At 38.1% G+C, this 12,165-nt stretch carries 14 protein-coding genes and 1 other annotated feature; all 14 genes read right to left on the bottom strand.

Annotated elements, in window-relative coordinates; genetic code table 11:
- Positions 1-190: 190 nt before the first annotated feature.
- Entirely contained in the window at positions 191-2,470 is a 2,280-nt protein-coding gene (gene secDF / locus CD122_RS10230) for a protein translocase subunit SecDF (protein ID WP_103358873.1), read from the bottom strand.
- A 239-nt stretch (positions 2,471-2,709) separates the two neighbouring features.
- On the bottom strand, positions 2,710-2,973 hold the full coding sequence (yajC, locus tag CD122_RS10225) for a preprotein translocase subunit YajC (RefSeq protein WP_103358872.1): 264 nt from the start codon (positions 2,971-2,973) through the stop codon (positions 2,710-2,712).
- A 15-nt stretch (positions 2,974-2,988) separates the two neighbouring features.
- Complete coding sequence (gene tgt, locus CD122_RS10220; protein WP_103358871.1) at positions 2,989-4,128, bottom strand: tRNA guanosine(34) transglycosylase Tgt; 1,140 nt, start codon at positions 4,126-4,128, stop codon at positions 2,989-2,991.
- A 17-nt stretch (positions 4,129-4,145) separates the two neighbouring features.
- The gene (gene queA, locus CD122_RS10215) at positions 4,146-5,171 is read right to left on the bottom strand and encodes a tRNA preQ1(34) S-adenosylmethionine ribosyltransferase-isomerase QueA (protein ID WP_103358870.1); all 1,026 of its coding nucleotides are present in this window, start codon (positions 5,169-5,171) and stop codon (positions 4,146-4,148) included.
- A gap of 12 nt (positions 5,172-5,183) precedes the next feature.
- Positions 5,184-6,182 (bottom strand): Holliday junction branch migration DNA helicase RuvB, encoded by a 999-nt coding sequence (gene ruvB, locus CD122_RS10210; protein WP_103358869.1) that lies wholly within the window; start codon positions 6,180-6,182, stop codon positions 5,184-5,186.
- Between the two features lie 10 nt (positions 6,183-6,192).
- On the bottom strand, positions 6,193-6,792 hold the full coding sequence (gene ruvA, locus CD122_RS10205; protein WP_103358868.1) for a Holliday junction branch migration protein RuvA: 600 nt from the start codon (positions 6,790-6,792) through the stop codon (positions 6,193-6,195).
- Between the two features lie 14 nt (positions 6,793-6,806).
- Complete coding sequence (locus CD122_RS10200; RefSeq protein WP_103358867.1) at positions 6,807-7,250, bottom strand: ACT domain-containing protein; 444 nt, start codon at positions 7,248-7,250, stop codon at positions 6,807-6,809.
- A 22-nt stretch (positions 7,251-7,272) separates the two neighbouring features.
- A complete protein-coding gene (obgE, locus tag CD122_RS10195; RefSeq protein WP_103358866.1) occupies positions 7,273-8,562 on the bottom strand; it encodes a GTPase ObgE in 1,290 nt (429 codons plus the stop codon).
- Positions 8,563-8,740: 178 nt separating this feature from the next.
- The gene (gene rpmA / locus CD122_RS10190; RefSeq protein WP_014613716.1) at positions 8,741-9,025 is read right to left on the bottom strand and encodes a 50S ribosomal protein L27; all 285 of its coding nucleotides are present in this window, start codon (positions 9,023-9,025) and stop codon (positions 8,741-8,743) included.
- Positions 9,026-9,035: 10 nt separating this feature from the next.
- On the bottom strand, positions 9,036-9,356 hold the full coding sequence (locus CD122_RS10185) for a ribosomal-processing cysteine protease Prp (RefSeq protein WP_103358865.1): 321 nt from the start codon (positions 9,354-9,356) through the stop codon (positions 9,036-9,038).
- A gap of 3 nt (positions 9,357-9,359) precedes the next feature.
- The gene (gene rplU, locus CD122_RS10180; RefSeq protein ID WP_044360228.1) at positions 9,360-9,668 is read right to left on the bottom strand and encodes a 50S ribosomal protein L21; all 309 of its coding nucleotides are present in this window, start codon (positions 9,666-9,668) and stop codon (positions 9,360-9,362) included.
- Positions 9,669-9,679: 11 nt separating this feature from the next.
- Positions 9,680-9,752: a sequence feature (ribosomal protein L21 leader region), on the bottom strand.
- A gap of 35 nt (positions 9,753-9,787) precedes the next feature.
- On the bottom strand, positions 9,788-10,306 hold the full coding sequence (gene mreD, locus CD122_RS10175) for a rod shape-determining protein MreD (RefSeq protein ID WP_103358864.1): 519 nt from the start codon (positions 10,304-10,306) through the stop codon (positions 9,788-9,790).
- Positions 10,306-11,142 (bottom strand): rod shape-determining protein MreC, encoded by an 837-nt coding sequence (gene mreC, locus CD122_RS10170; RefSeq protein WP_103358863.1) that lies wholly within the window; start codon positions 11,140-11,142, stop codon positions 10,306-10,308. Before mreC ends, mreD begins: the two co-directional genes overlap by 1 nt.
- 113 nt (positions 11,143-11,255) lie before the next feature.
- A complete protein-coding gene (locus CD122_RS10165; protein WP_103358862.1) occupies positions 11,256-11,741 on the bottom strand; it encodes a DUF4930 family protein in 486 nt (161 codons plus the stop codon).
- Positions 11,742-12,165: the final 424 nt, after the last annotated feature.

Raw genomic sequence — 12,165 nt, 5'->3', positions numbered from 1 at the left:
CCAAATAAAAAGCATCACAGTTATAGTAAATTAAGCTTTGAACAATAGCGGTTAAAAATTGAACAGCACCAAATGATACTTTTGGCAGTGGCTGTTTGAATGGTTCATACATAAAAAACTTTATATCCTTTCTAAACGCACAAAAGGCACGTGCTATTAAATTCAATAACACATGCCTTGAAATGTTCAATTATACTAATACTTTTTCTTCGTTTGTACGTTTACGTTTGTATACGACTAACTTATTGTTATCAGATTTGCGTAATTCTCGTTTTTTCAACATACCCCATAAAGGTACGGCGATAAAGATTGAAGAATACACACCTGATACTAAACCGATTAACAATGCTAATGAGAAGTTGAAGATACTTGACGCACCGAAAATTAATAATGCGACAACGACTACAACAACTGTTAATACCGTGTTAATCGAACGCGTTAACGTTTGACGGATGGAACTATTAACAATGTAGTCAATTTGTGATTCTTTCGTGATGACTTTGACATTTGCCAACATCTCACGCACACGGTCAAACGTTACGATAGTATCGTTGATTGAGTAACCAATAATTGTCAGTACCGCTGCGATGAACGTAATATCCACTTCTAAACGCAACAAGCTAAATACGGCAATAATCATAAATGCATCATGGAGTAACGAGATAATAGATGAAATACCCATACGCCACTCGAAACGAAGCGTAATGTAAATGATCATACCAATCGAAGCCAGAATGACTGCCAATATCGCATTTTTCGCTAACTCTTGACCAATCGTTGGTGATACCGTATTGACTGATGGGTCTGCATTATATGCATCGTTCAACGTTGATTTAAGTTTTGAAATTTCTTCTTTTGTTAAATCACGTTTATATTGCATTGACGCATTTTGCTCTTTGTCACCACCGATAGACATTTGGTTCGGCTTCAAGCCAATGTCTTCCATTTTCTTCTCGATTTGTGTTTGTTGCAAGCGTTGTTCAGCTTGGAAATCAACACGTGTACCAGATGTAAAGTCGATCCCTAAGTTCAACTTAAAGATAGAGATAATGATTACACCTGCGATAATGACAATACCACTGAATGCAAACAATGGTTTTGCGAGCTTCATAAAGTCAATTTTGTCGTATGGCGTATGAAGGTCTGGTACATCATAGCCTTCGTTAATATCATGAATATCTTTACGACGGACACCAAACAACCACATTTTTTTCTTGAAGAAGTTTGAATGTACGAGTAATGATAATAAAATACGTGTTAAGAATACGGCTGTGACGAAACTCATAAGAATTGCGAGTAAAAGCATTGTCGCAAAACCTTTAACCGAGCTTTCACCGAAGAAGAATAATACCGTCGCTGCTAACACTGTTGTTAAGTTGGCATCCAGAATGGTAATGAATGAACTTTTGTTCGCTTTTTTATACGCTTGTTTCAGCGTGCGACCAATACGAATTTCATCTTTGATACGTTCATACATGATGATGTTCGCATCAACTGCCATACCGACACCTAACACTAAGGCTGCTAAACCTGGAAGTGTAAGCACACCACCGATAAAGTTAAACGCAACCATTGTTAAATAGATGTATGTTGTTAACGTAATGACCGCGATAGCCCCCGGAATGTGGTAGAACAACAACATAAAGGCAAAGATAATGCCGATACCTAAGATTGACGCAAAGATTGTTTTATCCAATGCATCTTGACCAAATTGTGCACCGACAGATGTTGAATAAATCTCTTTCAAATTAACTGGTAATGAACCTGAGTTCAATAAGTCAGCAATTTGTTTCGCTTCCGCAATACCGTCTTCACCTTGGAAACCACCTGAAATTTCTACACTTTCAGAGTCGATGGCTTGTTCAACAGACGCTGCCGAAATATATTTTGGATCTTCTTTTACTTTTTCATCTTGGTAGCTATCACCTTTTTGGAAGTCCAGCCACACAACCATGACATTCTCATCTTTTTTAGAAATCTCTTCTGTTACTTTCGCAAACTTTTTACTGTCTTTTAACTTGAAAGTAACCGCTGGCGCATTCGTATTTTGCTTAAACTCTTGTTTCGCAGACCCTTGTACTAAGTCTTTACCAGTCAATAACACCTTGTCATCTGCGTCACGAATCGTTAAGTTCGCTTGAGATGATAAGATTTTACGTGCTTGTGTCTGGTCTTTAACGCCCGCTAATTGTACGCGAATACGGTTCTTATCTTCTACTTGGATTTTAGGTTCAGAAACCCCTAAAACATTGACACGTCTTTCTAACGTTTTCGCAGTGGACTCAACTGCTGTACTGTCAATCTTATCTCCCTTTTGAAGAGGATCCACTTGGTAGAGTACTTCAAATCCACCTTGTAAATCGAGCCCTAGGTTGACATCTTTGATTACATTTTTATAGGTCGACGCCATCATACCGAATAACAATGCGACAATCACAAAAAATGCAACCAACCTACTTGCTTTTTTCACAAAAACACCTCTTTTTCTAAACTTCATATCAAACTGTATTATAACCAAATAGGCGAATGCTTTCGTCTTAAAGTATGTCTGACATGCTTAATAATCAACATTTACTATCATATCAAATTCACGTTGATTCGTAAAAATATTGTAGCACCCAACATAAAAAAGTCGTTTAAAACGATACAAGCTGGGACAAATTCACATTGCCCCAGCCGTTATGTGTTACATATCATTGCATGTTTAAATTATGATGGGTCAACTTGCTTAATTGCTTGTTTTTCAAACGTCAATTCAGTACCTTTACCGTTAACTGTAATAACAGCTGTTGTTTCATCTACAGCGCGTACAGTTCCTTTGATACCGCCGATTGTTGTTACGCGTTGACCTGCTTGTAATTGTTCCACCATTTCACGATGCTCTTTCGCACGTTTTTGTTGTGGACGAATCATAAAGAACCACATGACTACGAATAGTAAAATTAGTGGTAATAAACTAATAAACGAAGACATAAATCAAACTCCTATCTAGAAATTTTTTGGATTTTCAACATTAAGACCATATTGTTCAAAAAATTCCTCTTTAAAATCTAAAAGACGATCTTCTCGAATGGCTTGTCTAATGTTCTCCATTAATTTTAACAGAAAATGTAAGTTGTGATAAGTAGTAAGGCGTATACCGAACGTTTCGTCCGCTTTGATTAAATGGCGTAAATAAGCACGCGTATAGTTTTTACATGTGTAACAATCACAATTCTCATCTAACGGACGGAAGTCATCTTTAAATTGTGCGTTTTTAACGACAAGACGACCGTGTGATGTCATACAAGTTCCGTTACGTGCAATACGTGTTGGTAATACACAGTCGAACATATCCATACCACGAATACTACATTCAATCAATGCATCTGGTGAGCCAACACCCATCAGATAGCGCGGCTTATCTTCTGGCATATATTGCACCGTGTGTTCTACCATTTCGTACATGACTGGCTTCGGTTCACCTACTGAAAGACCCCCAATCGCATAGCCTGGGAAGTCAAGATCGACAAGTGCTTCCGCTGACTGTTGACGAAGATCTTTGTATTCGCCACCTTGAATGATACCGAATAATGCTTGGTCTTCGGGACGTTGATGTGCTTTTTTACAACGTTCTGCCCATCTTGTTGTACGTTCTAATGATTTTTTGACATAGTCATACTCAGCTGGCATTGGTGGACATTCATCAAATGCCATAATAATGTCAGAACCTAAATCATTTTGAATTTTAATTGAATCTTCTGGTGATAAGAATAACTTAGAACCGTTTGTATGGTGGCGGAATTCTACACCTTCTTCAGTGATTTTACGCAAGTTGCTCAAGCTGAATACTTGGAAACCACCCGAATCCGTCAAAATCGGACCGTCCCAGTTCATAAACTTATGTAGGCCACCTGCTTGTTTAACGATATCATTCCCTGGTTGTAACCATAGATGATACGTATTCCCAAGTAAGATTTTCGTGTTCATTTGTTTTAATTCTTCTGGGCTCATCGTCTTAACCGTTGCTTTTGTACCGACTGGCATAAACATCGGTGTTTCAAATGAACCGTGTGGTGTGTGAACAATACCGAGACGTGCGCCTGATTGCTTACACGTTTTGATATGTTCATATGTCACTGCTGGCATCCTGTTCTCTCCTATCATTAAATAATAATCATCGCATCGCCAAAGCTAAAGAATCGGTAAGACGCTTCTACAGCATGTGCATATGCGTTTAAGACGTATTGTCGTGTACTAAACGCTGAAACAAGCATGACTAATGTCGACTTCGGTAAATGGAAGTTTGTAATGAGTCCATCTACAGCTTTGAATTCAAAACCTGGATAAATAAAAATATCTGTCCAACCACTCGTTGCGACAAATTTATCGTTGTCTCGACGAATTGTTTCGAGTGTACGTGTTGATGTTGTCCCAACCGAAATAATACGGTGCCCATCTGCTTGAGTCTGGTTAAGTAAATCGGCTGTTTCTTGTGACATCATATAAAATTCACTGTGCATCTCATGGTCATCAATATTATCAACACTCACTGGACGGAAGGTTCCTAAACCAACGTGTAGTGTGACAAATGCTAAGCGCACACCCATGTTTTGGACTTCTGCTAATAATTCATCCGTAAAATGCAGACCAGCTGTCGGTGCTGCTGCAGAACCCGTTTCTTTGGCATAGACCGTTTGATAACGATCTTTATCGGCCAAGCGTTCTTTAATATAAGGTGGCAATGGCATTTCGCCGAGCTCATCTAAACGCTCTTGTAAAATGCCGTCATATTGTAAGCGCATAATACGCCCACCTTGATCACGCGTTTCAATACAAGTAGCAATAATTTTACCATCGCCAAAGCTTAACGATTGTCCTTCTTTAATACGTTTTGCAGGTTTCAACAATACTTCCCAATCGTCACCTTCTACTTGATTTAACATTAACATTTCAACTTGCGCATTTGTTTCTGTTTTCAATCCAATCAAGCGCGCTGGCATTACTTTCGTATCATTGAGTACCAAAGTATCGCCTGGCTTAAAGAAACGTACGATATCTTTAAAATGTAGATCTTCAACTGCACCTGTTTCCCTATCAAGATGAAGCAAACGACTTGTGTCACGATTCTTTAATGGCGTCTGTGCTATTAAAGATTCTGGTAAATCATAATCAAATTCTTCTATATTCAACGTGCTAGCTCCTTACTTTTGTGGATAATTGAAGTGTTCATAAGCAAGCGGGGTCGCCTTTCTACCACGTGGTGTACGCTCGAGAAAGCCTTTTTGAATGAGAAATGGTTCATAAACATCCTCGATTGTCACGCGTTCTTCCCCAATAGATACGGCAATCGTATCCAGTCCAACTGGGCCACCACGATATTGCTCGATAATACACGCCATCATTTTATGGTCAATGTAATCAAGCCCCTGTTCATCGACTTGTAACAACTGCAGTGCATGCTTCGTTGTTTCAATGTAAATCATATCGTCTTGATTCACTTGTTGGAAGTCTCGTATACGTTTTAACAAACGGTTCGCAATTCGGGGTGTCCCACGACTACGCTTCGCAATCTCACGTGCACTTTCCTTGTCAATCGCAGTGCCTAATACTTCTGCTGTTCGCATAATGATATGCTGTAAATCCACTTCACTATAATATTCTAAGCGTAAATGCACACCAAAACGGTCACGTAACGGGCCCGTTAAGCTACCCGCACGTGTCGTTGCACCGACTAATGTGAACGGCGGCAAATCAATACGGATACTTCGCGCTTCTTCGCCCTTTCCAACAACAATATCTAAGAAGAAATCTTCCATCGCCGGATACAACACTTCTTCAACAACACTACTTAAACGATGAATTTCATCAATAAATAGCACGTCGCCAGGTTGAAGATTCGTCAATATTGCCGCTAAATCCCCCGGACGTTCAATAGAAGGACCAGAAACCGTCCGCATATTAACGCCCATTTCATTCGCAATAATATGCGATAGCGTTGTTTTACCAAGTCCTGGAGGGCCAAACAACAAGACGTGGTCCAACGGTTCTTCACGCAACTTGGCAGCTTGAATAAACACTTCTAAATTCGACTTAATTGACGATTGTCCAATATATTGACGTAAAAACTCCGGGCGCAATGATAACTCAATATCGTCATCAAATACGTTCTCGTGGCCATCCATCATACGGTCTTGTTCCATAAGGGCCCTCCTATCCTATTAATTGTTTTAAGCCAAACTTCACAGCTTCATCAACCGTTTCAAATGATTCCTTCTGCATCGCTTTTTCAACCTTTTGCAGTTCACGTTTTGAATAGCCTAAAGCATCCAACGCAAGCAACGCATCTTTAGAAATCTGTTCATCATTACTCATATTCAAGTTGAGTTGACCATCATCCACAGACGCTTCAATGACAACTTTACCTTTAAGATCTAAAATAATTTGACGTGCTGTCTTTTTACCGATACCTGGAAATTGTGTTAAGTAAGCCTCATCTTCATGTTCAATCGCACGTTTCACTTGAACCGGTGTACTTGCAGCTAAAATCGCCAGCGCAGACTTCGGTCCAATGCCCGTTACTTTGATAAGGCTTAAAAACATTGTCTTTTCTTCCTGATCGATAAAACCATACAACAATTGTGCATCTTCACGCACAATTAATGATGTATAAACTGTAACTTGTTTATTTAGTTGGCTTTGAAAACGGTATGAATTGGGTGTTTGTATTTCATAACCGATACCAGAAGTGGTTTCAACTGTAATATGCGACGGCTGTAATTCCGTCACCGTACCACGTATATATGCATACATTTTCACTCTACTCCTTACATGTTCATACCAATAATATCAACGTTATAAACATATTCCATTTGACGTAACTCATTTATAATTTCATAGGCATTTAATGAGGCTTTGCTTGCATTCAACGATAGTGTAATAGATGCTTTTTCATCAATCGGCACACTTTGATGAATGGTCAACACTGAAAAGTTTAACGCAGACAATTTTTCAAGAATATGTGCTAAAATTCCCACCTTATCATTCACGAACAAAATAATCGTAAATGCTTCTAAATCTTGTTTCATATCTTCTAACGGAAAAATCGTATCTCGATACTTATAGAACGCACTACGCGAACAGTCATGTAAAACGACCGCCTCTTGAACTGTCATCGTCGGATTCTCTTTAAGCGACGCCTTCACTTTCAATACCTTTTCAACTACATATGGCAATACATCTTCACGAATTAAATAAAATTTTGGTTTCATTGTGTCGTCCCCTTACTCGACGCTATTCGATAAATTCAAATTCTCCACCAAGAATTCGTACAATATCTCCGTTTTCGGCACCTCTGTCACGCAATGCATCATCAATACCCATCGAACGCATTTGACGCGCAAAACGACGTACCGCAGGATCACTGTTAAAGTCCGTCATCTTGAACATACGCTCAATCGCATTACCACTTACCACATAAGCACCATCGTCATCACGTGTAATTTCAAACTTATCTTGCGACGGTGTGTGTTTATATAATACACGATTCGTTTCATCAGCCGTTTCTTCTTCATTGAAGTCAATATCTTTAACTTCTTCTAGCGTGTTCGCAATCGTATAGAGTAGCTGGTCAATATTCTCTCGTGTATAAGATGAAATCGGCACAACTGGTGTATCAGGTCCAAGCTGTTCTTTGAAAAGTTCTAACTGTTCAGCAGCCTCTGGAATGTCCATTTTGTTCGCCACAACGATTTGCGGGCGTTCTTCCAAACGATGTTCATACGCCTTCAACTCATGATTAATGGTTTGATAATCTTCGTACGGATCTCTGCCTTCCATACCACTCATATCAATTACATGCACAATCACTTTTGTACGTTCTACATGACGTAAAAATTGATGCCCTAAACCGACACCTTCAGACGCGCCTTCAATTAGACCTGGTAAATCAGCTAATACAAAGCTGCGTTGATCAGGCGTGACAACAACACCAAGATTTGGTTGAATCGTTGTAAAATGATACGCACCGATTTTCGGTTTTGCTTTTGAAACGATGGATAATAATGTAGATTTACCAACACTTGGGAAACCAACAAGTCCAACATCTGCTAATAGTTTAAGTTCAAGCACAACCTCTAGTTCTTCACCCGGCTCACCATTTTCACTAAAATCAGGTGCCGGATTTTTAGGCGTCGCAAAACGAGAGTTCCCACGTCCGCCACGACCACCTTTTGCGATAACTGCACGTTGACCATGTTCTACTAAGTCAGCAAGTGTTTGTTCTGTTGCAACATCCTTAACGATTGTACCCGGTGGCACTTTTAATACAAGGTCTTCTGCATTTCTACCATGCATATTACTACTCTGACCATTCTCACCTTTTTTCGCCTTAAATTGACGTTGGTATCTAAAATCCATTAATGTTCTTAAACCTTCATCTACTTCAAAAATAACGGAAGCCCCACGACCACCGTCACCACCTGCTGGTCCACCAAACGGTACATATTTTTCACGACGATATGCCGTTATACCATTACCACCGTCACCGGCCTTTAAAAATATTTTGACTTGATCGACAAACATTCAGTTCACCTCTTTTACTTCTTTCTATAATATATGAAACCTCTAGTTATCTAGATGTTAATAGGCTTATGTATTATCATATGATAAATTGCGGTCATATCACAATGAAAACTATCATAAAACCGCCACCTAATAAATAAACACCAGAAGTTACCTTCTGGTGTTAAATGACGACAAATTATTCAGCAACTGCGTATACAGATACTTGTTTTTTGTCGCGACCTTTACGTTCAAATTTAACAACGCCATCGATTTTAGCGAATAATGTATCATCGCCACCGCGACCTACGTTTTCACCTGGGTAAATCTTAGTTCCACGTTGACGGAATAAGATTGAACCACCTGTAACGAATTGTCCATCAGCACGTTTAGCACCAAGGCGTTTTGATTCAGAGTCACGTCCGTTTTTTGTAGAACTTACCCCTTTTTTAGATGCGAAAAATTGTAAGTTTAATTTTAGCATGAGTTACACCTCACTTTAGATTTAATTTAATAAAATCACTATATTCATCTTCTATTGTTTGTAGAGATATGAGCATCGCTTGCAATATAAGCTGCGCTTGTTCATTGTTTGTATCAACACTTCTTACATGAAAATATCCACCATCGTCGCTGTAATCAATATCCGGTCTTTCGGCTGTTAATCCCATTATCGCATTTACACTACCAAAGACTACCGCTGATGCGCCTGCACAAACGATGTCTTGTCCATGTTCCGCGAAATCGGCATGACCGTCCATCACAACATCTGTGACACGACCTTCTTCGTTTAACGTGATATCAACATTAATCATATATTAAGCGTTAATTTTTTCAATCGTAAGCTTTGTATAAGGCTGACGATGACCTTTTTTGCGTTTTGAGTCTTTACGACGACGGTATGTGAATACTGTAATCTTCTTACCACGACCTTGTTTGTTAACAGTCGCTGTAACTGTAGCACCTTCTACTGTTGGCGCACCAACTTTAACAGCATCTCCACCTACAAAAAGGACTTTATCAAAAGTGAAAGTGTCACCTTCGTTTACGTCTAACTTCTCAACGTAAATCTCTTGACCTTCTTCAACTTTGATTTGTTTTCCACCTGTTTCAATAATAGCAAACATACTTTGCACCTCCTAATTTTAAGTCACGCCATATATAGGTGACATTACGTTCTTAAACCTATATTTGAGCGGTTGTATGTAGCTATAAACTACTCAACTACTGAATCATAACACTCTGATTATTTGATGTCAACACTTGTCTTCACTTTTGTTTTTCTTTCAAGAATGACATAGATAACTATCAATAACAATGCATTTAAAAATAGTGTTGGCAATAGGCGTAAAGTGATGAATGGTATGATTTGAAAGTCAATCAAACCTAACACACTGTACACTGCCACAACAAATATTTCTAGGAAGATAATGCCTAGCAAGATCATCCAATAAACCATCACATGATCTCTAAAGAATACTTTGAGAAACTTATCAGCAATCAAGATAGACAAGAGATAGCCGAATAAATAAAGACCATATATTTGACCGAAGTATAAATCTTGTATGATGCCGACTAGAATGCCTAATACAAGTGCTGTGCTCGTATTTCTATATACAGTTATTAAAATGAGATATAGAAATACTAAATGTGGGACAAAAATAAACTTAACATGACCGATTGCAATGGGTGACATAAACGTCAGCAATGTATCCAGATAAAAACATAACAGTGCACCGAGTACATAGTAAATGGATTTTCTCATTACTTGTCGTCCCCTTCATCGTCAACAAGCGTTTTAGGGTCACGTTTTGCAACATAAACGTGCATGATTTGATTTAAGTTCGCACCTGTTTTAATAGACACTTGTTTAGATAGACCATATTGATCATTCTGTACTTTTTCAACTTCTCCCACATAGAGTCCTTTAGGTAGTTGATCACCAAGACCACTTGTTACGACTTTATCTCCTTTTTTAACATCCTCGTTGTTATCGATGTCGCTAACAATGAGACGGTCGTTCTTTTCGTCAAAATGATCAATTAATCCGAACACTTCGTTAGAATCATGTAAGACGTTGACTGACAAACGATTTAAACGCCCTTTTGTTGAAATAAGATTCACTTGTGATGAAAATTGATTCACTTTACTCACTTGCCCTACTAAACCTTCAGTCGTCATGACTGCCATGTTTGGCTTAATACCGTCTTTAGCACCTTTATCGATGACAAGCGTATTAATCCATTGATCCGGTTGACGTGCAAGTACCCCTGCTGATACAGGTTCATACTTCGAAATATCTTCCATATCAAGTTCTTTTTTCAGTTTCTCATTTTCTGATTTCAAACGCTGCGTCTCTGCTTCAAGTTGCTTCGTTTGATTCGTGGCAGGTTGTCTATCTTGGAAGAAATTCGTAATGGAGCCTGTTACTAAATGCATCGGATATGAAAACACCCGCTGTCCGAATGAAGTCGTATCACTGACATACTGTTCTGGCGCCGATTGTACATTTGACCTAATAGACAATCCAATTAAGCCAATAAATAGGATTAATGCACAGAACAACACCACTAATTTGTTGTTTCTAAAAAAATTGGACAACCTCAACACCTCAAGTTACATGTATTTGTTTGTATCTTTTTATTTTATATCAGTCCATATATTAAATAAAGTGGCAAAATCATATTTTTGCATGATAAATACAGACAATTGCTTTAATCATTTATATCATCATCTTTTGACTGGAACGAATCAGCTGGTAATAAATTCAATTGATGTCCTAGTTGATATAAATCATACTGCATGTCGTGTTCAGTTGTATAAACACGCATTGTATCATCACCAAAACGATATAAAATAAATTGCGTATTTTGTTCGGCAATAAGATATGTATCATCATACGCCATGCGTTCTAACTCATTCACTTGTGTAAACTCATATTTATCTATCCAATCGAACACGTGACGACTTTGACTTTTCGGCACATTGCGGAACAAATTATTTTCTTTCAATACATAGCTTTGACCTTCTACCGGCACTTCAAAACCTGATTCATCAACTTCTTGGACCACCACTTGTTCATTTAACGGGTTCCATGCTTGATCTTTAATACCAGGTAGAAACTTTAATGAAATGAAAATCAGAATCGCCAACAAAACTAAAACAATCAAAACTTTAATAATGCGTTTGATTAGCTGCAAGTTTCTCCCTCCAACATTTGAACATAGTATATAAAAACATATTTAAAAAGCATTCCAAATTCTCATTTTTTATAAACAACATACATAATTGTTTATTATACCGAAAGCTGTCGTTTTATTCATCATACTAAGGTACGATAACATATTGTGCTCAAGTAGGATGCAAGATAAATTTATTTTTTGTAAAATATAATCTAAGGGAGGCATATAGATGAGCTGGATTACTTTATTTTTAACCATACTACTCGTTATTTTAGTTTTGCGATTTAGTTTCACTTTATTAAAATGGGTCATAAAAATCGGTTTATTTTTGTTAGTTTTATATTTAGGCTATGAATTGTTCTTGTGGCTCGTACAATTTCTTCATATCTAATAATATATACCTAACTGTTATATAAAATACACATTACGATAGAGATGCGGG

The organism is Staphylococcus rostri (assembly GCF_002902145.1).
Taxonomy (GTDB): Bacteria; Bacillota; Bacilli; order Staphylococcales; family Staphylococcaceae; genus Staphylococcus; species Staphylococcus rostri.
Note: the sequence above shows the minus strand (reverse complement) of the source record. Positions and strands in the feature narration are given on the sequence as shown.